The organism is Embleya sp. L77, from assembly GCF_055557415.1.
In genome coordinates this window covers 690,105-710,541 of sequence record NZ_CM145710.1, presented here as the reverse complement: position 1 = coordinate 710,541, position 20,437 = coordinate 690,105, and the positions used below count along the sequence as shown (strand labels likewise).

Here is a 20,437-nt window from a genome sequence, read left to right as displayed (position 1 = left end):
ACGACTTCCGTACGCCCACCCGGTGCGCGACCCGGCATGCCGTCATGCCGGCGCTGCCCGGCCCCGACCCACGGGGGAGGCACCCGGGCGGGCCGCGAAGCATCGACGCCACTCGAATCCCGCACGACGACATCGAAGGGAACGGCGCCACCGTGAACAAGCGCGAGCCGAGCCGACCCGGTGGACCGCTGCGCCCCCGGGCCGACGACCACCCCACCGACCGCCAGCCCACCGCCCACGGCTCCGCCGACGGCCGCTTCACCGACGACGGCTTCGCCGACGACGGCTTCGCCGCTCACGGCTTCGCCGCCCACGGCTCCGCCGACGACCGCTCCGCCGATTACCGCTTCGCCGACGACCGCTTCGCCGCCCACGGCTCCGCCGACGACCGCTCCGCCGATTACCGCTTCGCCGACGACCGCTTCACCGACGACGGCTCCGCCGACGACCGTCCTACCGATCACCACTTCACCGATCACCGCCTCACCGACGACCGTCACCGTCGGGTTCACCGTCCCGACGACGGGCACACCCGCGCGACCGGCGAGGAGCGTGCCGCACGATGACCGCGACGACCGTCCTCGACACCCGGGCGCTCAATCGCGCCACGCTCGCCCGGCAGTTGCTCCTCGAGCGCGCCGAACTCCCCGTCCTCGATGCCGTCGCCCATCTCGCCGGCCTGCAGGCGCAGGAACCGCAGGAGCCCTTCGTCGGACTCTGGTCGCGGCTGCAAGCCTTCGACCCGGCGACGCTCTCCGACCTGCTCGTCGAGCGGCGCGTGGTGCGGACCCACCTGATGCGCCGTACCGTCCATCTCGTCACCGCCGACGACGCCCTGGCCTGGCGCGCCCGCCACGACGCCATGCTGCGCCAACGTGTCCTCGGCACCTACCGCAGCGAATTCGACGGAGTCGACCTCGACCAACTTGCCGCAGCGGGCCGGGCGATCATGGCCGACGGCGAACCCCGCACGATGACCGAACTCGTCCGCGCCCTCCCCGAACGCCGGCCGACACCACACCCGCGCGCACTGGGGGAGATGCTGATCGCCGCCCTCGTGCCGATGGTGCAACTGCCACCGCGCGGGCTCTGGCGCACCAGGGCAGGAGTACGCAACGCACAACTCTCGTCCTGGCTGGGCCGCGACATCGACCCGCCCTCCGCAGACGGCTCCGATCCGGTCGGCCGGGCGCTGGTACGGCGCTACCTCGCCGCGTTCGGCCCAGCCGCCACCGCCGACCTGCGCGCCTGGAGCGGCCTCGCCGGACTCCCGGCCGCGGTCACCGCCATGCGCGAGGAGCTGATCAGCTTCCGCGACGAACAGGGCCGGGTACTGCTCGATCTCCCCGACGCGCCGCGCCCCGACCCCGACACCCCCGCCCCGGTACGCTTCCTGCCCGCGTTCGACAACGCGATCCTCGGCTACCACGACCGCACCCGGATCATCGACGACGCCCACCGCGGCCTGTCGGTCGCCGGCGCCCGCGTCGTCCTGGTCGACGGCCGCGTCGCAGCGACCTGGACCGTCGAGACCGACACCGTGGTCGTCACCCCGCTGGGCCGCCTCTCCCGAGCCGACCGCACCGCCGTCGCCGAACAGGGCCGGAAACTGGCCTCGTTCCTCTCCGACCACGACAACACCCGCGTACGCATCGCCACTTCCCCCGGCTGAACACTTCCCGGCCGAACGGTGTCCGGAGGGGCGACTCCCGGAGGAGCGACTCCCGGAGAGCGGTCCCGGCCGAGCGGATCCCGACGCGCTCCGGCGGCAGTACGGGGCGCATCTCGTGTGCCCCCGTGCCGCTGTGCCCCGTGCCGCTGCGGGAATCGACCGAACGCGAAACCGGCCACCTACCCGCCCGCGCTTGCCGCCCAGCTCCGAACGAACCCTCCGAAGGGGCCAGGCCCTCCGACGCACGACCTGCATCCGACCACCGAACGGGACCACCGATTGACCTTCACCCGGGGGCAGGCCCCAGCATCGATGGAGCCGGACGACGTGCCCGGCACGAGGAGGAATGGCCATGGCGCTGCTGACCATCGGGGCGTTCGCGAAGCTGTCCCGGCTCTCGCCGAAGGCGCTGCGTCTGTACGACAAGCTCGGACTGCTGCCCCCCGCCCGGGTCGATCCGACCACCGGCTACCGGTTCTACGCCCCCGAGCAACTGGAGCGGGCCCGTCTGGTGGCGTGGCTTCGCCGGCTCGGCATGCCGCTGACGCGCATCCACCGGGTGTGCGAACTGGACGCAGCCGCGGCGGCCCGGGAGATCCGCACCTTCTGGGCACAGGTCGAAGCCGACACGGCCGCACGCCGTGACCTCGCCACCTTCCTTCTCGATCACCTGTCCCGGAAGGACACAGCGATGGCACCGACCACCCGATCCCTGCACATCCGCTACGCCGCACTCTCCGACACCGGCCTGGTCCGCACCTGCAACCAGGACACCGCGTACGCCGGACCCCGACTTCTCGCCGTGGCCGACGGCTTCGGCCCGGCCGGCGCTCCCGCAGGCGCAGCGGCCGTCGACGTTCTCAAGCGACTGGACACCGAGCACATCCCGGCGGGTGAACTCCTCAACGTCCTGGGCGACGCCATCGAGCAGGCCCGCCAGGCCGTGCACGCCGTCGCCGCGGACGACCCCGCCACCTCTGCGGCGGGTACGACCCTGACCGCGATGTTGTGGACCGGAGCCCAGCCGGCCCTGGTCCACATCGGCGACTCGCGCGCCTACCTCCTGCGCGACGGGGAACTTTTCCAGATCACCCACGACCACACACTGGTGCAGGCGATGGTCGACGAGGGCCGCATCAGTGCCGACGAAGCCGCCTCCCACCCCCAGCGCTCACTGCTGATGCGCGCCCTGACCGGAAACTCCCGGGTCGCCGCCGACATACACCGGCACGATGCCCGCGACGGAGACCGCTACCTGCTGTGCTCGGACGGGCTGTCCTCGGTCGTCCGGCCCCAGGACATGCACCACGTCGTCTCCACCGTCGCCGACCCGGAACACGCCGTACGCGAACTCGTCGCCCTGGCCAACCACTCCGGCAGCCCCGACAACGTCAGCTGCGTGATCGCCGACGTACTGGAACTCCGGCCGTAGCAGCGAGGTGATCGACCGGCGGCGTGGGCGTGGCTCGGGGAGGCGGATCGCCCGGATGCGTGATTCCCACCGCAACGGTCACCGTCTCTCCGTCGGGGTCGTGAGCGGCCCGGTCATGGTGCGATGCACGAAACGGCAACCCGTTGTGCCGCGTTATTGCCGAAGCCGCCGCGGTTCCAGGACTGGGTGAGCGACTGCGTGTTACCCGCCGCATCGGTCGCTCGCACACTCAGTACATGGGTGCCGACCGTGGCCCGCCAACTCGCGGTCCATCCCCGCCAGGCCCACCGATGGTCGTCCTCCGGGGCGAGGTCCGCCACACTCCACGTGTGCCCGTCATCCGTGCCGACTTCGACCCGGGCCACCGCCCCGAACCCGGACCACGCCCTTCCCCGCAACAGCACCGGGCCGGGCCGCACCACCCGGGTCCTCGACATGAAGTCCGGAAACCCGGGCGGGATCATCAATGCCCTGGGCGCGATCCGCGTCACCGGCTCACCGGGTTCGTCCGGCCCCTGCCGGTACCGGTAGGCCACCGCCTGTTGGAAGCCCGCGAACGGCTCGGCGACCAGCGTGATCTCGCGCAGCCATTTGACGTGCGCCATCCCGTACCAACCCGGCACCACCAGGCGCAGCGGGCAGCCGTGTTGCGGCGGCAGCGGCAGCCCGTTCATGTCGTACGCCACCAGCACCTCCGGCTCCGGATCGCTCCCGGTGCAGACCGCCGTCGGCAGACTGCGCCGGTAGTCCTGCTCGACGCCGCGCTCCACGCCGTGGTCGGCCCCGGCGAAGACCGCCTCGACGGCATCCGGCTCCACCCCGGCCTCCGCGAGCAGCAGGCGCAGCGGCACACCGGTCCACTCGGCGGTGCCGACCGCCTCGACCAGCCACGGTTGACTGACCGGTCGGGGCGTCAGGCGCGCCCGGCCGTTGCCTGCGCACTCCATCGTCACGCGATGGGTGACGGCCGGGAGGGATCGCAGCGTCCGCACATCCAGGGTCAGTGGGGTCCGTACCCGCCCGCCCACCACGAGCCGCCAGTCGTCGACCCGGGTGTCGGGGATGTCGTAGTGGGTGAGCAGGTAGTGCAATCCGGGTGGGGTCACGTCGTGGCGCAGGGCCTCCAACGGCATGCCGTGGTTGCGCGCCGCGAGCGCCAATTCCTCCGGGCTGATCCCCTCGTCCGGCCCGGCGAGTCGTCCCGGGAGGCTGATGTCGCCGATGCTCTGGTTCATGGAATCATCGTGCGCTCCGGCCCGGGTCCGGGCATCCGCTGCGGGACCGGTCGGCCGACGCGGCGCGGGGTGCGCGCCGATGGGCATCGGGCGGGCCGGGTGACCAGGCGCGTGAACGGGCGTGCGGGTCAGGCGGCCGGTCGGCCGAGGAACCAGTCCCGGGCCAGGTCGGCCACCGCGTCGAGGGTGCCCGGTTCCTCGAACAGATGGCCGGCCCCGGGGACGACCTCGAGGCGGTTCTCGCAGCGCAGGAAGGTGCGTGCGCGGCTGTTGAGCTCCAGTACGGCGTGATCGTTGCCGCCGACGATGAGCAGGGTCCGGGCCGTGACGGTGGGCAGATGTGCCTGGGCCAGGTCGGGCCGGCCGCCTCGGGAGACGACCGCTCCCACGTCGGTGCCGAGTTCGGCCGCCGCCCACAGTGCGGCGGCGGCGCCGGTGCTCGCCCCGAAGTAGTCCACCGCCCGCCCTCGGGTCTCGGGCCGCTCCCGGAGGTCGCGGGTGACGTCGATCAGGCGCCGGGCCAGCAGTTCGATGTCGAAGACGTTCGAGCGGGCGTGTTCCTCGTGCTCGGTGAGGAGATCGAACAGCAGCGTGCCCAGGCCGGCCCGGTTCAGTGCGGTCGCCACGTAGCGGTTGCGCGGGCTGTGTCGACTGCTGCCGCTGCCGTGCGCGAAGACGACGATGCGTTCGGCTCCCGCGGGCAGCATCAGGTGTCCCGGAAGCCGCATGGGTCCGACCTGTAGCGGTAGCTCGATGTCGTGGTTCGCGGCCCCCTCCGCGTCTGCGTTCGCCTCGGGCGGCGATTGCGCACGGCGGGCTACGGCCCGGTCTAGGCATTCGACCACCTCCTCGTCGGTGGTCTGGGAGAAGTCCGCGTAGAACTGTCCGACCGCCAGGAAACCGACCGGGTTGTGCAGGCAGACCACCTCGTCGGCGTCCCGCTCGGGTCCCTGTCCCCAGCCGGCCGGTGCCACCGGTACGGCGAGCACCACGTGCGCCGCACCTCGATCCCGGACGGTGCGGCAGGCCGCGCGGGCGGTGGATCCGGTCGCGATGCCGTCGTCGACGACCACGACGGTTCGGCCGCCGAGTTCCAGGGGCGGCCGTTCGCCCCGGTAGCGCCGGGCGCGCTGTTCCAACAGCTCCCGTTCCCGCCGTTCGATCTCCGCCAATTCGGCCTTGGAGACACCCGAGACCTGTACGACGTGGTCGTTGAGGACGGTGACCCCCTCTTCGGCGACGGCGCCCATGCCCAGTTCGGGTTGGAAGGGGACGCCCAGTTTCCGCACCAGGCACACGTCCAATGGGGCGCGGAGCACCTCGGCCACCTCGGCGGCCACCGGCACCCCTCCCCGGGCCAGGCCGAGCACGATCAGGTCCTCGTCCTCGTCTTTGTCTCTCGAGGCCGCCAGGTGCTCGGCCAGCTTTCGTCCCGCGTCGACACGATCGGTGAAGAGCACGACTTCTTCTCCTTCCGGGCACCGGTCCCGGACGGATGGGCGGCGGGAACCGTCTGTCGAGCCCGCCGGCCGAACCCGTCTCCCCCGCTCCTTCGATTCTCCGATGTCCGCGGCCGAAGCGCCCGCCGTCCCGTGCCCGGCACGGCGTTCCCGCCGCGACGGCACCGGAGCCCCCGAGTGGGTCGAAGGGCGGCTCGCCCCGCCCATCGAGACGCTCGCGGAGAGACAGTGGAAAGCGATACCGGACGGGTGGGCGTTCGGCGGGCCGAACGAGGTCTGCATCCGCCGTCCGCCGTCCCATTTCGCCACGCGGCGCGACCGCGACTGCGATCGTCCCGCAGGAAGGAGACGCCGGATGAACGCCGACACGGCGCCGACCCGCCGGGCGGACCGTTCGTGGGTGGTCGCCCGCCCGGGGCCGATGGAGAGCCGGCCCCTCGATCCGGTCGAACGCGGGCCGAATCCGCCGGGGCCGGGTGAGGTTCTGGTGCGGGTCGAGGCGTGCGGCGTCTGTCGTACGGATCTACACCTCGCGGAGGGCGACCTGGCGCCACACCGGGCGAACACGGTCCCCGGCCACGAGGTGGTCGGGGAGGTCGAGGTCGTCGGGCCGCGCTCGACGCGGTTCGCCCCCGGCGATCGGGTCGGCATCGCGTGGCTCCGCCACACGTGCGGGCGATGTCGGTACTGCCGATCGGGAGCGGAGAACCTGTGCCCCGCATCGCGCTACACCGGTTGGGACGCCGACGGAGGTTTCGCCGACCGGGCGGTCGTGCCCGAGGACTACGCGTACGCCTTGCCTGCGAACGCCGACGCCGAGCGCCTGGCACCGCTGCTGTGCGTGGGCATCATCGGCTACCGCGCGCTGCTCCGCGCCGATCTGCCGCCCACCGGCGGCAGGTTGGGCATCTACGGCTTCGGCGCATCGGCTCACCTCGCCGCGCAGGTCGCGCTCGCGCGGGGCGCCTCCGTCCACGTGATGACCCGTTCCGCACAGGCCCGCCGACTGGCCCTCGAACTCGGCGCCGCCTCGGCCGGCGACACCCGTGCCACGCCGCCGGAACCGCTGGATTCCGCCATCGTGTTCGCGCCGGTCGGCGACATCGTGCCCGTCGCGCTCGCCGCGCTCGACCGTTCCGGAACCCTGGCCGTCGCGGGCATCCACATGACCGACATCCCGGCACTCGACTATCAGCGACACCTCTTCCACGAACGCACGTTGCGCAGCGTTACCGCCAACACCCGGCACGACGGCGTCGAGTTCCTTCGCCTGGCGGCCGAGATCGACCTACGCGTGACGACGACGCCCTATCCGATGAGCCATGCCGACCAAGCCCTCGCGGACCTGGCGGCCGACCGCGTCCACGGCGCAGCGGTCCTGATCCCGGACTGACCGGTGCGGAGAAGGCTGCGCCGCCGGATGGCGTGGTGTTCGTTCCGGCCCGACCGTAGCCTGGCTCGCACGGGTGACCGGCCGAACAGAGCGGTGCAGAGCGTGTCGAGTGTGCGCTACCCGGGAACCGCGATCGAGCAGGTCCATACTCTGCGCCACTTCCGAGGAGGCCTTCCGCCCGGACGAGTCGGCGCAACGTCGCGAACACGGATCGTGGCCACGCGTCATCACGCGAGTGTGTGGCCGACGGGCGTGGGATTCGACTCGAGTGACCGCCGATGGCCGCCATACGTCTGCAGCCGGCGTTCGCTACGCCAGTACCGGTTGGCGCGCAGCGCCGCCATCGGGCCGTGGTAGCGCAGTACTTCCGTTCCGTGGCCGACCGGTTCACAACCTCTCGTTGTGAACAGCCGAGGGTCGTTCCCGTCTCCGGCCGCAGCTGCGCCGCGACGTCCGTGGGCCGGTCCGTCGATGCCGGCTCCGGGCCGGGAACTGCGGCGGAGGCTCGGGCGCTTGTTGGTCCCGTCGGTGTTCGCGCACAAGCCCGCGCCGCCGGTCAGCCCGGAGGAGCCGCCGACGCTGACGTATCCCTGTCGCGGGGTGGCGACGCTGTGGGCGCGGGCGCCGGTCGTGGACACGGAAGCCCTGGTATCGCTGGTGGGAGCGCCCAAGGCCGGATTGCTCACCGCTCTCGAAGAGCCGCTGCCCACGGTCGAATTGGCCCGCCGGCTCAGGGTCACCCCGAGTGCGGTCTCCCAGCATCTGCGCGTGCTGTACGCCACGGGTCTGGTCGCCCGGGCGCGCGCCGGCCGGCAGGTCCTGTATCGGCGCAGCCCGCTGGGGGACGATCTGGTCGGCGGGTCCCGGTCGGTGTGATGCGTGACGGTCTCCCGAGCACCTCGCGCACGCCGGCTGCGGCAGCCGACGGCCGTCGGCGGGCGCTCGGGAGACCGAGTGTTACGCCTTGGGCCCCTGCTGGATCCGGACCATGTTGCCGGAGGGGTCGCGGAAGGCGCAGTCGCGGGGGCCCCAGTCCTGGTCGATGGGCTCCTGCAGCACTTCGGCGCCGGAAGCCCGCACCCGTTCGAAGGTCGCGTCTACGTCGTCGGTGCTGAAGACGGTCATCGGCAGGACGCCCTTGGTGAGGAGTTCCTGCAGGGTGTCTCCGTCGGCCTGGGACCGGCCCGCGTGCGGTGCCGACAGCACGATTTCCAGGCCCGGTTGGGTGGGGCTGCCGAGGGTGACCCAGCGGAATCCGTCGGAGGCGACGTCGTTGCGGACTTCGAGGCCGAGGCCGTCGCGGTAGAACGGGAGTGCCTCGTCGGGGTCGTTGACGGTGATGTGGCAATACTGGAGTGCGATGCTCATGCCGCCCACGTTAGGCGGCGTCGCCTCGGCCTGCTTCTCGAATCCTGCTCGGATTTCTCGTCGGGCGGGTGTGTACCTTCGCCACGCATGCGGGCATCGCCGCTTGGGCGTGGTGCTCGCGGCTGCGGTACGCGCTGGGCGTCTCGCCGGTGATCTCGGTGAACCGTGAGCTGAACGAGCCGAGCGAGGTACAGCCGACCGCCATACAGGCGTCGGTCACGCTCATTCCCCCGCGCAGCAGGGCCATCGCCCGCTCGATGCGGCGTGTCATCAGGTAGCTGTACGGCGTCTCGCCGTAGGCCGCCCGGAAGCGGCGCGAGAAGTGCCCCGGGGACATGAGCGCACGGCGGGCCATCGTCGGCACGTCGAGCGGCCGGGCGTACTCGCGGTCGATCAGATCCCGCGCACGGCGCAGGTGAGCGAGATTGGCGAGTTCTTCCGGGGTCATGCATCGACGCTAGCACCGCCCGGCGACATGGCCCCGACCTGCGGGAACGGGCGGCGGGGCGGCGACCGGCCGGACCCGGCCGGGGGCAACGAGCACCCATGGTCCGCACTTGTGCGCGGTGCTCCGAGCCGGTTCCCGCCGACCGGCGGGAAATTGGCCGAAGCCGGCGTAGGAAATCGCGGGGGGTTCGGGCTGAATGGGGGAGTGTCGGAGTCGGCGTCGGACTCGGCGTCGACGCAGACGACGACCGGGCCGGTCCCGCATAGCCGCACTCCGCTGCCGCACTTGCACTCCGCATGCCGCACATGCACTCCCGCCGCTCATGAAGGAGTCCGACCGTGTCCCTTTCCCGCCTGCGCCCTTCCCGCGTTTCCGATTCCGGCGATTCCGATTCCCGTGTATCCGATGTGTCCAAGCTCGCGGTCCGGTTGTTGGCCGCCGCCACCTGTGCCGTCGCGGCCGTGGGCACGATGACCCCGGTCGCCGGTGCCGCGCCGCATGCCGTCGCGGGCACCAGGTCGCTGGAGGTGTTATGGGCCGAGGCGCACCCGGCATGGCTTCCGGTGCAGAACGGCACGCTGACGATCGGCGGCACGTACACGTGCACCGACCCCGCCGGGACCAGCGTGCCGATCTCCTTCACGTCCCTGCAGATCATGCCGACCGCTCTGCCGTCCGGCGCGGGCAACCTGCCCTGTGGCCCCGGTGTCGTCGGCGCGTACTGGGAACTCACCAGCTTTCCCACCCCCGACGTGCACCACGGCTACGTCAGTGTCTTCGTCACCTTCCAGGGTGCGGTCGTGCCCCCGAAGCAACTGACCGCGTAGCGGCCGGTCCGCCTGCCCGCCGGCCGGTCTCGCGGCGGCGTGGGCGATCCGCCGGGGCCCGCCGCCCGGGTGGGCCGAGGGCGCAGCGGCGCACCGGGCCGGTCGCGGCTCAGGACTCCGGTGCGTCCTCCGCCGGTGGGGGCGCGGCGCCGATCGAGAGGAGCTTTTGCGCCAGGGCGCGGGCTCGGGTCGCGAGTTCGGGAGGGTCGAGGATCTCGAAGTCGTGTCCGAGCATGACGACGTGCAGGAGGATGGCGTCGAGGGAGCCGGCACCGCTGAGCACCTCGCAGCGCTCGTTTCCGCGTGGTCGTACGACTGCCGCCGAGGCCGAGATCCGGGTACGGACCGTGTCGGCCGACGCGTGCACGAGCAGGCGTGCCCGGTGCGGATAGACCCGATTGGCCACGCCCTCCTGGACGTAGGCGGCCGCGTCGGGTGCGCTGCGCGGGCGGTAACGCCAGGTGCGCGCCGCGACGTCGGTCATGCGGTCGACGCGGAAGGTGCGCCAGTCGTCGCGATCGAGGTCGTAGGCGAGGAGGTACCAGCGGCGATCGGAGGCGACCAGGCGGTAGGGCTCGACCCGTCGCCGGCGTACCGAGGTCCCGGACGGATAGTCGAAGCCTGCCTCGACCTCGTCGCGGCAGGCTGCGGCCAGCGTCATGAGTGTCGAGGGGTCGATCGGCGTGGGGCCGGCGCCGAAGGATTCCACCGAGGCGGAGAGCGCGCGCACCTCGTGTCGTAGCCGGGTGGGCAGTACGCGGTCGAGTTTGCTCAGGGCCCGCAGCGCGGCGTCGCCTGCGCCGGGGACCGCTCCGGCGGCACCGGCGATGAGCGAGACCACGGTGGCGATCGCCTCCTCGTCGTCGAGCAGCAGCGGTGGCAGGTCCGTGCCGGGGCCCAGTCGGTAGCCGCCGCCGATCCCCGGGTCGGCGTGTACCGGGTAGCCGAGAGTGCGCAGTCGTTCGACGTCGCGGCGTACGGTGCGCGCGGTGACGCCGAGGCGGTCGGCGAGTTCCGGGCCGGTCCAGGCCCGGCGCTGTTGCAGCAGGCCCAGGAGGGTGAGTACTCGCTCGGTCGTGCGTAGCTCGTCGCCGTTCGCCGCTTCCATGGCGCCCACCCTGGCAGAGATTGCGGACCGAAACGGTCCGCATGTGGTGTCAGGGTGGTCCGTGGGGACGAGGAGTACTCGTGGTCGACGAAACCCGTTACGCAGCCCACGACCGACCCCATCACGAACCCCGTCGCGACATCCGCCATGAACGAACGGAGCTAGCCGATGAGCCGCCACATCCAGGTCACCTTCGACGCCCACGACCCGCGGGCGTTGTCGTCCTTCTGGCGCGACGTGCTCGGATACGTCCACCCCGGGCCGCCCGGGGTGGACGTGCCCGAGGGCGGCGACCCGCTGTCCGCGTGGGACGACTTCCTGGCGCGGATCGGCGTACCCGAGGAACAGCGCAACACGCGCTCGGCCATCGAGGATCCGGAGGGGCACGGTCCGCGGGTGTTCTTCCAGCAGGTACCGGAGGGCAAGGTGGCCAAGAATCGCGTGCACCTGGACGTGCGGGCCGCTCCCGGACTCCAGGGGGAGGAGCGGATGGCGGCGCTGGAGGCCGAGTGCGCGCGGCTGGTGGCGCTGGGGGCGACGCGGGTGCATCGCGAGGAGCCCGCTCCGCCGTTGGGTACGGGCCACATCGTGATGGCCGACCCCGAGGGCAACGAGTTCTGCCTGGACTGACGGGACTGGGTGGACTCACCGGACTGACCGAACTCACCGGACTGACCGGACTGACCGGACCGAGTGGACTGACCGGAAACCAACCGGAACCGACCGGGACTGCCGCAGGGATGGCGCCGACTCGGGACGCGATCTCCTTGGCCCCGGCCCGGCGATGCCTCGTCGGGCCGGGGGCTTTGCGGGAACCGGGTCGAGGGTCGGCCCGGGCAGCATGTGTGGGGGATGTCGAACTCGTCCGGTTGCCCCACGTGTTCGTGCCGCGCAGGGTGCCGGGCGACGGTGCCGGGCCACCGTTGTCGGGGCCACGCTCGTCGGGCGGAGCTGCGCCTTGCCCGGTCGCGGGGGTGGGCGTCTCCTACCCGGGGTTCGACCCGGGGGCGTCGCCGGTGTGGGTGGGTGAGTTGCGGGCCAGTTCGGTGCGGTTGGCCACGCCGAGCTTGGCGTAGGCGTGCGCGAGGTGGGTCTTGACGGTGCCGCGTCCGATGAAGAGTTCCGCCGCGATCTGCGGGTTGCTGAGTCCGCGGATCGCGAGTTCGGCCACCGAGCGTTCGGCCGGGGTGAGGCCGGCCCAGCCCGTCGCCGGCCGGGTGCCGCGGCGGCGTTCCCGAAGTGCGCGCTCCGCCGCCTGGTCCAGGGTCAGGGCGCGGCCTCGGTCCAGTGCCGTGGCGAATGCGGGCCCGTCCGGCAGAGGTGGTCGGGCAGCGAGGTAGTCGGTCTCGCGGCGGGCTCGCTCCGCTGCGCCCAGGAGGAGTCCGGTCTGCTCGGGTGTGCCGGCCAGGGCTGCCAGCGCCTCCAGGCTGTCGATGCAGCCGAGGACCAGACCGTACCGGAGGCGGATGCGCAGTGCGTCCCGATGCAGGGCGGTCGCTGCCGTCGGATCCTCGGGATCAGCTGTGCCCGCTCCGCCAGTGCGGCGGCCCCCAGTTGTGGCATCGCGGCGAGGGTGGGGGAGGACTCGGCCTGCTCCAACCGCCGCCGAGCACCCGCCGGGTCGCCGGCGAGGCGCAGCGCGGCCGCGTGGGCGAGCAGGAGATCGGGGGTGATCGCGTGTTGTTCGGCTCGCACCAGTGCAGCGCCTGCGTTGCCGCTCCCCGCCACAGCGCGACCTGGGCGCGGGTCGCGGACCAGCCGGGAACGTAGGGGGCCGTCGATGCCTCGTCGATCACCCGCTGCAACTCGTCCAGGATCGCCTCGGCTTCGTCCGGTCGGCCGCGCAGGGCGACGACGCGCGCCAGACCCCAGGCCGCGGTGCCGATCCGGACGAAGTCGTGCAGCGGGGCGGCGGCGTCCCTGGCGCGGATGGCGGTTTGCTCGGCCGCGGCCAGGTCCCCGGTGTGGGTCCGGCCGACGGCGAGGGCGGCGAGCCCGGTGGTGGCGATGGCCCGGTCGCCGCGCCGGAGCAGTGCGGTCGCGGACCGTTCGAGTCGGTCGAAGGCGGCGGCGTGGTCTTCGCCGAGTTGGTCGATCAGGCCGACGAGTACGCCGGCGGCGTCGCGGCTGAAGTCGTCGCCGCCGGCGTCGGCTTCGTGATGCGTACGCAGGGCGAGTTCCCGTGCGGCGGCGAGGTCGGTGTGGAGCAGGCCGATGGCGACCAGTTGTCGCGCGAGCAACGTGGTGCCGAGGTCGCCGGTTTCCCGGCCGAGTGCCGCGGCGCGTTCGGCGGCGGCGAACGTTTGCGGGTCGGGTTGTACGACCTCGCCGACCAGGGCGAGGGAGACCAGTACGCGGGCCTGGAGTGCGTCGTCGTTGCCCGGGTCGAGGTCGGCGGCGCGGCAGAGCAGGTGCAGCCCGGTGCGGTCGCCGGTGAGGTGCCACCACCATGCCGCCTCGACGCACAGGCGACGGCCGAGGTCGGGGTCGCCGCCGGCCAGGCACCACTGGGCCGCGGCCGGTAGATCGGACCGGAATTCTCGGACGCGCTCGCGCCACCGGTCCTTGTCGGTGGTGACCAGTGGTCGGAGAGCCAGGAGCAGGTCGAGGTGTGCTCGGGCGTGCAGGTGGCGGGCCCGGGTCTCCTCGCCGGCTTCGCGCAGTCGGGCCTGCGCGTACTCGGCGACGACGGTGAGCATGCGGTGTCGTGCGCGGGGGCCGGAGACGTCGCAGACGACCAGGGATTTGTCGATCAGGCCGCGCAGTGCGCGCAGCAGGGCGTCGGCGGTGTGGTCCTCGTCGGACAGTGCCCGGACGGCGTCGATGCCGAAGTCTCGGAACGGGGCGAGTCGGCGCAGCAGGACACGTTCGTCGCCGGTGAGGAGCCGGTGGCTCCAGTCCATCGAATCGGTCAGGGTGCGTTGCCGGAAGGGGGCCGAAGGTCGGCCGCCCTCCAGCAGCGGGTGGTCGGCGTCGTGGTCGAGCATCGCCGCGATCTCGTGGAGGGAGAGGGTGCCGGCCCAGGAGGCCGTCAGTTCCAGGGCGAGCGGCAGTCGGTCGAGGCGATCGCAGATGCGGCGGGCCGCGGTGCGGGCGGCCGGGTCGGTGGGGTCGGCGTCGGCGCGTTCCAGGAGCAGGTCGATCGCCTCGGTCAGGACCATCGGGGTCAGTCGCCAGACGCGTTCCCCGGCGACGCCGAGGGGTTCGCGGCTGGTGGCCAGGACGGTGAGGCGGGGGCATCGTCGCAGGGCGACCTCGACGAATGCGGCGGCGCCGGCGCGTACCTGTTCGCAGTTGTCGATCACGACCAGGGTCGGGCCGTCGGCCAGTGCGGCGGCCACGGCGGCCGGATCCGATCGCGGTACGGGTACGGCGAGTGCCTCGGCGACGCGCTGGGTGACGTGGTCGTCGTGGGACGCCTCGGACAGGTCCACCCACACGGCGTCGTCACCGGCGGCCTCCCGCGCGGCTCGGATCGCCAGCCGGGTCTTGCCGCAGCCGCCCGGGCCGGCCAGCGTGAGCAGCCGGCTGCCGGTCAGCGCCTGGAGGATCGACTCCAGTTCGTCGGCCCGGCCGACGAACGACGACAAGTCCGCGGGGAGGTGGATCACCATGGTCGAGGAGTCTGCCACCCGGCTCGCGAAGGGTCCGCGCGGCGGGGTGGGGAAGGTCTGCCACCCGGCGTGCGGAAGGTGGGTCGGCCGAGGTGCGAAAGGTCTGCCACCCCGGTGCGTGGGTCTGCCACCCGGGGTGCCGAAGATCTGCCACCTGGCAGATGTTCCGGTTCGGCTCGGCGTCCACGATGGAACCACACCGAGCAGGAAAGCCGGGATTGAGGAGAACGATGATGAGCGAGACGACGACGCGGCACACGGGTGGACGCACCGTGGTGGCGAACTTCACCATTTCGCTGGACGGATATGTGACCGGCCCGGGTGGCGAGGCCGACATGGGCTGGATCGGTCGGCATGCGGTGAGCGACCAGGCGCGGGAGATCCTGACCCGGATCGTCAACGGGGCCACCACGGCGCTGCTGGGCCGGAAGAACTACGAGGGGTTCGCCGGCTTCTGGCCGGCGGTCGGCCGGGACGAGAACGCCGATCCGCGTGACCGCGCGTACGGGCGTTGGCTGGACGAGGTGGAGAAGGTGGTGTTCTCCACGACCCTGACCGAGGCGAACTGGACCGGTGCCCGGATCGTCGACGGTGATCCGGCGGAGGTGGTGCGGCAGTTGCGCGGTCGGGACGGCGGGGACATCGTGATCCAGAACAGCATGAGCCTGATCCGCGCGCTGCTGGCGGCGGACGAGGTGGACCGGATCTGCATGATGTTGTGCCCGGAACTCTCCGGCGGCGGCGCCGTGTTGTTCGACAAGGGCCTCCCGTCGACGTCGTGGAGCCTGACCGACGCGACCAGCACGGACACCGGGGCCGTGGTGTTGACCTACGACCGGCTGCGCGCGACGGCGCCTGCGACGGACTCGGCCGGGGAGAACTGAGGGCCGGGAAGGGAGACCACACAACGGCCGGCGTGCAACCCGCCCGTCCGGCGCTCGAGGATTGCGACTGTGGGTTTGCGGGCGGCGCCGTTCCGACCGGGTCTACTTCGAGGGGTCGACAACGACGTCACGCCGGCCGTCGACCAGATCGAGACCCACCCGTTCTTCCAGCGCATCGCCGACCAGGAGCTCATGCGCGCACACCGAGTCCAGATCCAGTCGGGGGGCGGGTTCGCCGAGGGCCGGAACAACCTGCTCACACACCCGCTCCTGAGTGAGATCGCCGACAAGCACGGCAAGTCCGTGGCGCAGGTCGTGCTGCGCTGGTTGACCCAGCGTTGCGTGGTCGCGATCCCCAAGTCGGTGCGCGCGGAGCGCATGGCGGAGAACATCGACATCGATCGACACCAGACCCCGGCATCCGCGAGCCGGGGACCGGGCCGATCCGCTCCACGCCGCCCGCGCCGCAGAGATCACCTCGCTGTGGCGCCTGGCCGGAGGTTGACGTTCGGCGCCGGAAGGAACCGGATCGGACGGGGCGAAGATCGGACCGACAGCGTGCCGGGAGGGCGGGTCGTGCCCGGATTGCGCCGCCGAGTCGGCTCACTTTCCGCCATCACGTCTCCAGGCGTCGAACCGTCCGTGAACTCCCGTGCCAGTAACGAGCGTTCGGTGCTTCGAGGGATCCGGGTCACAGGTCGGCCGCGATCGGGGAGTGATTCGAATTCGTCGCTGCCGGGCGGCGCGAGGGCGACCTAGGGTCTGTCTTCAAGCCCGCGTCGTGGTGCTCGGCGCGGCTTGAAGACAGGCCCTGGGCTCGGTCCCGGCTGAGGGGGATCCATGCGAGAAGCCGAGATCGCTTGTGGATGTGCCGACTTCGGGTCACTTCCCGAGGCGGTTGCCCAGTGGTGGGCACACGTCCTTTTGTGCGTCGCGGTCGCGGCCGTGATTCTGCTGGTCCTGCTCGCTGCCGGGATCATGGCGATCCGGGCAGGCGGCGACAGCGCGGTTGGGCTGCCCGACCGCTCACGAGGTCTTGAGGACGAACCCCCGGACGACCAGGCCGCCGACGCCGAAGGCCGTCTTTCCTTTTTCGCCTGGCGCGACGGCCATCCCGACCCCGGAGATGACAAGCCCCGGGGTGCGGCGACCTCCGACACCACGAACGACCAGTCGTAGGCCAAGCGGTCGGCGGTCGAAGCGTCGAAGGGGGCGAAGTAACCGGCGGCTGCCGCGTCTACGTCCCCGTGACCCCGTCGATGCCTTCTCGAAGCAGATCGGCATGACCGTTGTGTCGCGCGTATTCCTCGATCATGTGCACCATGATCCAGCGCAGAGAGATCCCGGTGCCGCCCAGCGATTCGGCGTCCTCTTGTGACAGCCGGCCGGAGTCGTCCAGCGAGGCGGTGGTGATGAGTTCACGGCTTCGAGCGATTTCCCCCTGCCAGACGGCCATCACTTCGTCGAGTCGCCGGTCGGGCCGAAGGGTGAAGCCGTCGGCGCCGCTGTCGTCGAAGACCGGGGGCACATCCCGGCCCGCGAACACGCGTTGGAACCAGTTGCGTTCGACTTCCGCCATGTGCTGGACAAGGCCCAGAAGTGTCATCGACGAGGATGCCGTCGAGGCCAGACGTAATTGATCGTCCTCAAGGCCGGAACACTTGAGAGCCAGGGTGCCCCGGTGAAAGTCGAGCCAGGCATCGAGCATGGCGCGCTCATCGGCGTATGCGGGTGGGATCAGGCGTCCATCCGGTGTCGTGGTCATGGTTCAACCCTGACATGGGCCGCCGACGTTCCGACAGACCGATGGAGCGCGCTCACGTCCGGCCCCTGCTCCGGGCGCGCCACGAGGCGGCTTGCGTTTGCGCGCCCCCGCGCCTCCGTGCCCCCGTGCCCCCGTGCCCCGTGTTCCGGCGCCGGTTGCGTTGTGGCGTCCGGTCTGGGACAGTCTTTGAATTACCAATTAAATTAGCAATCTCGTGAGGTATATATGGAGCCCCCGAAGCCCCCTGGCCGCGCCGGACCCGCGCAGCGCGTCCCGAGTCCGCGAGTCGGCCCGCGTCCGATTGCCGTCACGGTCCTGCTCCTGACGTTGGCCTTCGTCGGTGCCGTCTTCGCGTTGGGCCCCTCCGAGGCGAACACCCCCGGCGCGGACCGGGCCAATCTGCCCGCGTCGTCGCAGTCCGCCAAGGTCGCGAAGATCGTCGACGGGCCGGCCGGCGGCGGCCGGACCCCGGTGCTCGTCGTCTACAGCCGCGCCGACGGCAGCCCGCTCACCGAGGCCGATCGGGCCGTGATCGGCGGACGGGCGGCGCCGCTCGGCGCGGTCGGCCTCGACGGGGTCCCGGCCGAGGCGGTGTTCGACCCCAAGGGCACCGTGGCCACCGTGCCGGTGCCGGTCTCCGACAAGCTGGAGGGCAAGGACAACGACAAGCTCGTCGCCACGGTGCGCAAGGTCGCGTCCGACGGCGTGCACGGGCCGTTGCGGGCGCAGGTCACCGGGGGTCCCGCGGTCTCCGCCGACCTGACCAAGGTGTTCGACGGCGCGGACGTCACCCTGCTGGTGGTGACCGCACTGGTCGTCGCCGTGCTGCTGTTGGTCACCTATCGCAGTCCGGTGCTGTGGTTGGTGCCGTTGATCGTCGTGGCGATCGGCGACCGGCTGGCCACCGTCGTCGTGGGCGCGCTCGCGCCGAAGGTCGACGTCGCGGTGGACAGTTCGGCCGCAGGCATCCTGTCGGTGCTCGTGTTCGGCGCCGGCACCAACTACGCCCTGCTGCTGGTATCGCGCTACCGCGACGAACTGCGGTCGGAGCAGGACCGCTTCGCCGCGATGCGCCGTGCGCTGCGCGGTGTCGCCCCCGCCGTACTGGCGAGCGGCAGCACCGTCGTGCTGAGCCTGCTCACCCTCCTGGCCGCCGAACTGACGGTCAATCGCGGACTCGGATTCGCGGGCGCCTGCGGGATCGTCATCGCGATGTTCTTCGGTCTGGTCGTGCTCCCCGCGGCCCTGGTGCTGCCGGGGCGTTGGTTGTTCTGGCCGCTGATTCCCCGGGTCGGCGACCCGATCGCCGCGGACCGGGACGGGGTGTGGGCCAAGCTCGGCCGGGTCGTCGCGGCGCGTCCGGTACTCGTGTCCGTCGGCGCGACGGCGGTCCTCGCGGCGCTGGCGTGCGGACTGTTCGGCACGTCCGTGGGCCTGTCGCAGAACGAGATCTTCCGCAAGACGCCGGAGAGCGTCCAGGGGGCGAAGACGCTGCAGTCGGTGCGGCCGGCCGGTGCCACCCAGCCGCTCACCGTGGTGTCCTCGGCCCCCACCGGGGCGGCGGTCGCCAAGACCGCCGAGGGTGTCGAGGGCGTCTCGTCGGTGGAACCCGGCGCCACCTCCGGGCGGTACGCGGTCACCGACGTGATCCTGGACTCGACCCCCGGAAGCAGCCGGTCCGACGCCACGCTCGTCCGACTGCGCCAGGCCCTCGCCGACGTCCCGGATGCCCACGCCCTGGTCGGCGGAACGACCGCCGGCGAGTACGACGTCGCGCGGGCCACGGACCGCGACACCCGCATCGTGGTGCCGCTGGTGCTGGCCATCGTGTTCGGTGTGCTGGTGCTGCTGCTCCGGGCGCTGGTGGCACCGGCGCTGCTCGTGCTGACGGTGGTGGCGACCTACTTCTCCGCTCTGGGCGCGGCGGAGATGGTGTTCGGCACCGTGTACGACTTCCCGGCACTGGACGACAACGTACCGCTGCTGTCGTTCCTGTTCCTGGTGGCGCTCGGCGTCGACTACAACATCTTCCTGATCGCCCGGGCCCGCGAGGACACCGTCGCCGGCCACGACACCCGGGCGGCGATCCTGCGGGCCTTGGCGTCGACCGGTGGCGTCATCACCAGTGCCGGCATCCTGCTCGCCGCGGTGTTCGCGGTCCTGGGCGTGCTGCCGCTCATCACCCTGACGCAGATCGGGGTCATCGTGGGCGCGGGCGTCCTGCTCGACACGTTGATCGTCCGGACCGTGCTGGTACCCGCGCTCGTGCTGCTGACCGGCAAGCACTTCTGGTGGCCGGGACGGCCGGAGGGAGCGGGCGACGGGGGAGGGGCCGGCGCCGGAGGGCCGGCGAAGCCCGGGGAGTCCGCGGAGTCCGGGGCGAAGCGTCCGGCCCGCAACGCGGGCTGACGGTCGAGAACGTCGCCCGCGAACTCCTCGGGCGCCGGTGGGGGCTCGCGTCGACGTCGGCGGGAAGTGCAGGGGCCGATGTGTGAAGCGCCCGGGAGGCGAAGCGTGCAGGAAGGGAAGAGTGCAGGAAGGGAAGCGTGCGGGAAGGGAAGCGTGCGGGAAGGGAAGCGCGGGAGGCGAACCGCCTGGGGCCGAAGTGCTTTCGACCCTATTGGTTACCAATCATGTTGGTAATATCGAGAGTAGTCTGTGCCTCATGAACCCCAGACGAGCCGACGCCGGCGGGGCCGCCAAGGTTCCGCGGCGGGACTCTGCCCGCAAGGACACCGCAACCGCCCGCCGGGGTGCGGGCCGGTACGACGACATCCGTGATCGGCTGCGTACCCTGACGCTGCGTCAGCAGAGGTTCGAGCGCTATCTGGGCCGCGAGATGCAGGTGGACGCCGCCGGGCTGGCCGTGATGGACCACCTCGTCGAGCACGGACCGGCCACCCCGACCGAACTGGCCCGCCGCCTGGACGCCTCGACCGCGGCGACCACGCTGGTGATCGACCGCCTCGTGGCGGGTGGGCACGTGAGCCGGGCACCGCACCCCACCGACCGCCGCAAGGTGATCGTGTCACCCGCGCAGGACTGGGAGGCGTCCGCGTTCGAACACGTCGCGCCGATCGTCCGCGGTGTGCACGACGCCGTCGAGGCCCTCACCGAGCAGGAACGGGCAACGGTGACGGCCTTCCTGGACCGCATCGTCAAGTCGTACGACGACGCGATCAAGCCCTGACGTCGTCCCCGACCCCGGGAGTGCCGCGCCGTGCACGGGTT

18 protein-coding genes and 2 pseudogenes are annotated in these 20,437 nt (G+C 71.8%); 12 read left to right on the top strand and 8 right to left on the bottom strand.

The genetic code is table 11. The annotated features are described in order from the left end of the window. The first annotated feature begins 152 nt into the window (after positions 1 to 152). The 3 genes from ACZOOI_RS33195 to ACZOOI_RS33185 all read left to right on the top strand — a co-directional run bounded on the left by ACZOOI_RS33195 (position 153) and on the right by ACZOOI_RS33185 (position 3,104). Positions 153 to 566 (top strand): hypothetical protein, encoded by a 414-nt coding sequence (locus ACZOOI_RS33195; protein ID WP_465283263.1) that lies wholly within the window; start codon positions 153 to 155, stop codon positions 564 to 566. After that, positions 563 to 1,672, top strand: coding sequence for a winged helix DNA-binding domain-containing protein (locus tag ACZOOI_RS33190; protein WP_465283262.1), 1,110 nt, complete (start codon positions 563 to 565; stop codon positions 1,670 to 1,672). Before ACZOOI_RS33195 ends, ACZOOI_RS33190 begins: the two co-directional genes overlap by 4 nt. A 352-nt stretch (positions 1,673 to 2,024) precedes the next feature. Next, entirely contained in the window at positions 2,025 to 3,104 is a 1,080-nt protein-coding gene (locus ACZOOI_RS33185) for a MerR family transcriptional regulator (protein WP_465283261.1), read from the top strand. Between the two features lie 113 nt (positions 3,105 to 3,217). Here the strand turns inward: ACZOOI_RS33185 and ACZOOI_RS33180 are convergent, their stop codons facing one another. Then, positions 3,218 to 4,339, bottom strand: a complete 1,122-nt coding sequence (locus ACZOOI_RS33180) for a sulfite oxidase (protein WP_465283260.1) — start codon at positions 4,337 to 4,339, stop codon at positions 3,218 to 3,220. A gap of 128 nt (positions 4,340 to 4,467) precedes the next feature. Continuing rightward, on the bottom strand, positions 4,468 to 5,799 hold the full coding sequence (locus ACZOOI_RS33175; protein WP_465283259.1) for a phosphoribosyltransferase family protein: 1,332 nt from the start codon (positions 5,797 to 5,799) through the stop codon (positions 4,468 to 4,470). A gap of 355 nt (positions 5,800 to 6,154) precedes the next feature. Here ACZOOI_RS33175 and ACZOOI_RS33170 point away from each other — a divergent pair, with 355 nt between their 5' ends. Next, positions 6,155 to 7,192, top strand: a complete 1,038-nt coding sequence (locus tag ACZOOI_RS33170; RefSeq protein ID WP_465283258.1) for a zinc-dependent alcohol dehydrogenase family protein — start codon at positions 6,155 to 6,157, stop codon at positions 7,190 to 7,192. Positions 7,193 to 7,699: 507 nt separating this feature from the next. Further along, a pseudogene (locus tag ACZOOI_RS33165) lies at positions 7,700 to 8,068 on the top strand (ArsR/SmtB family transcription factor); the annotation flags it as partial. Between the two features lie 81 nt (positions 8,069 to 8,149). Here ACZOOI_RS33165 and ACZOOI_RS33160 read toward each other — a convergent pair. Beyond that, positions 8,150 to 8,560, bottom strand: coding sequence for a VOC family protein (locus ACZOOI_RS33160; RefSeq protein ID WP_020551562.1), 411 nt, complete (start codon positions 8,558 to 8,560; stop codon positions 8,150 to 8,152). 10 nt (positions 8,561 to 8,570) lie between these two features. Continuing rightward, positions 8,571 to 9,008: a helix-turn-helix transcriptional regulator gene (locus ACZOOI_RS33155; RefSeq protein WP_465283257.1), complete on the bottom strand. Its 438-nt coding sequence runs from the start codon at positions 9,006 to 9,008 to the stop codon at positions 8,571 to 8,573. 407 nt (positions 9,009 to 9,415) lie between these two features. Here ACZOOI_RS33155 and ACZOOI_RS33150 point away from each other — a divergent pair, with 407 nt between their 5' ends. Continuing rightward, complete coding sequence (locus tag ACZOOI_RS33150; protein ID WP_465283256.1) at positions 9,416 to 9,835, top strand: hypothetical protein; 420 nt, start codon at positions 9,416 to 9,418, stop codon at positions 9,833 to 9,835. 109 nt (positions 9,836 to 9,944) lie between these two features. Here ACZOOI_RS33150 and ACZOOI_RS33145 read toward each other — a convergent pair whose 3' ends face one another. Continuing rightward, a complete protein-coding gene (locus ACZOOI_RS33145; RefSeq protein ID WP_465283255.1) occupies positions 9,945 to 10,943 on the bottom strand; it encodes a helix-turn-helix transcriptional regulator in 999 nt (332 codons plus the stop codon). A gap of 168 nt (positions 10,944 to 11,111) precedes the next feature. Between ACZOOI_RS33145 and ACZOOI_RS33140 the strand changes: the two genes are divergently transcribed. Continuing rightward, complete coding sequence (locus ACZOOI_RS33140; protein ID WP_465283254.1) at positions 11,112 to 11,573, top strand: VOC family protein; 462 nt, start codon at positions 11,112 to 11,114, stop codon at positions 11,571 to 11,573. A gap of 355 nt (positions 11,574 to 11,928) precedes the next feature. On the opposite strand, the gene ACZOOI_RS33135 is transcribed toward ACZOOI_RS33140, so the two are convergent. Both ACZOOI_RS33135 and ACZOOI_RS33130 read right to left on the bottom strand, forming a co-directional pair. Then, positions 11,929 to 12,207: a helix-turn-helix domain-containing protein gene (locus ACZOOI_RS33135; protein ID WP_465284201.1), complete on the bottom strand. Its 279-nt coding sequence runs from the start codon at positions 12,205 to 12,207 to the stop codon at positions 11,929 to 11,931. Positions 12,208 to 12,460: 253 nt separating this feature from the next. Further along, positions 12,461 to 14,557: an ATP-binding protein gene (locus ACZOOI_RS33130; RefSeq protein ID WP_465283253.1), complete on the bottom strand. Its 2,097-nt coding sequence runs from the start codon at positions 14,555 to 14,557 to the stop codon at positions 12,461 to 12,463. Positions 14,558 to 14,790: 233 nt separating this feature from the next. Here ACZOOI_RS33130 and ACZOOI_RS33125 point away from each other — a divergent pair, with 233 nt between their 5' ends. From ACZOOI_RS33125 to ACZOOI_RS33115, 3 genes and pseudogenes are all read left to right on the top strand, one after another. Further along, on the top strand, positions 14,791 to 15,441 hold the full coding sequence (locus ACZOOI_RS33125) for a dihydrofolate reductase family protein (RefSeq protein WP_465283252.1): 651 nt from the start codon (positions 14,791 to 14,793) through the stop codon (positions 15,439 to 15,441). A gap of 114 nt (positions 15,442 to 15,555) precedes the next feature. Beyond that, positions 15,556 to 15,840, top strand: a pseudogene (locus tag ACZOOI_RS33120) (aldo/keto reductase); the annotation flags it as partial. Between the two features lie 441 nt (positions 15,841 to 16,281). Further along, positions 16,282 to 16,620 (top strand): hypothetical protein, encoded by a 339-nt coding sequence (locus tag ACZOOI_RS33115; RefSeq protein ID WP_465283251.1) that lies wholly within the window; start codon positions 16,282 to 16,284, stop codon positions 16,618 to 16,620. Between the two features lie 58 nt (positions 16,621 to 16,678). On the opposite strand, the gene ACZOOI_RS33110 is transcribed toward ACZOOI_RS33115, so the two are convergent. Further along, positions 16,679 to 17,206 carry a DinB family protein gene (locus ACZOOI_RS33110; RefSeq protein ID WP_465283250.1) on the bottom strand — a complete coding sequence of 176 codons (528 nt, stop codon included), beginning with the start codon at positions 17,204 to 17,206 and terminating at the stop codon, positions 16,679 to 16,681. A 327-nt stretch (positions 17,207 to 17,533) separates the two neighbouring features. Here ACZOOI_RS33110 and ACZOOI_RS33105 point away from each other — a divergent pair, with 327 nt between their 5' ends. Then, entirely contained in the window at positions 17,534 to 19,615 is a 2,082-nt protein-coding gene (locus tag ACZOOI_RS33105) for an MMPL family transporter (RefSeq protein WP_465283249.1), read from the top strand. A gap of 256 nt (positions 19,616 to 19,871) precedes the next feature. Beyond that, positions 19,872 to 20,396, top strand: a complete 525-nt coding sequence (locus ACZOOI_RS33100; protein WP_465283248.1) for a MarR family winged helix-turn-helix transcriptional regulator — start codon at positions 19,872 to 19,874, stop codon at positions 20,394 to 20,396. Positions 20,397 to 20,437: the final 41 nt, after the last annotated feature.

Coding starts and splice junctions, on each gene's coding strand:
- ACZOOI_RS33190 (WP_465283262.1), top strand. CDS start 563: ATGACCGCGACGACCGTCCTCGACACCCGGGCGCTCAATCGCGCCACG.
- ACZOOI_RS33185 (WP_465283261.1), top strand. CDS start 2,025: ATGGCGCTGCTGACCATCGGGGCGTTCGCGAAGCTGTCCCGGCTCTCG.
- ACZOOI_RS33180 (WP_465283260.1), bottom strand. CDS start 4,339: ATGAACCAGAGCATCGGCGACATCAGCCTCCCGGGACGACTCGCCGGG.
- ACZOOI_RS33170 (WP_465283258.1), top strand. CDS start 6,155: ATGAACGCCGACACGGCGCCGACCCGCCGGGCGGACCGTTCGTGGGTG.
- ACZOOI_RS33160 (WP_020551562.1), bottom strand. CDS start 8,560: ATGAGCATCGCACTCCAGTATTGCCACATCACCGTCAACGACCCCGAC.
- ACZOOI_RS33155 (WP_465283257.1), bottom strand. CDS start 9,008: ATGACCCCGGAAGAACTCGCCAATCTCGCTCACCTGCGCCGTGCGCGG.
- ACZOOI_RS33145 (WP_465283255.1), bottom strand. CDS start 10,943: ATGGAAGCGGCGAACGGCGACGAGCTACGCACGACCGAGCGAGTACTC.
- ACZOOI_RS33140 (WP_465283254.1), top strand. CDS start 11,112: ATGAGCCGCCACATCCAGGTCACCTTCGACGCCCACGACCCGCGGGCG.
- ACZOOI_RS33130 (WP_465283253.1), bottom strand. CDS start 14,557: ATGGTGATCCACCTCCCCGCGGACTTGTCGTCGTTCGTCGGCCGGGCC.
- ACZOOI_RS33125 (WP_465283252.1), top strand. CDS start 14,791: ATGAGCGAGACGACGACGCGGCACACGGGTGGACGCACCGTGGTGGCG.
- ACZOOI_RS33115 (WP_465283251.1), top strand. CDS start 16,282: ATGCGAGAAGCCGAGATCGCTTGTGGATGTGCCGACTTCGGGTCACTT.
- ACZOOI_RS33110 (WP_465283250.1), bottom strand. CDS start 17,206: ATGACCACGACACCGGATGGACGCCTGATCCCACCCGCATACGCCGAT.
- ACZOOI_RS33100 (WP_465283248.1), top strand. CDS start 19,872: ATGAACCCCAGACGAGCCGACGCCGGCGGGGCCGCCAAGGTTCCGCGG.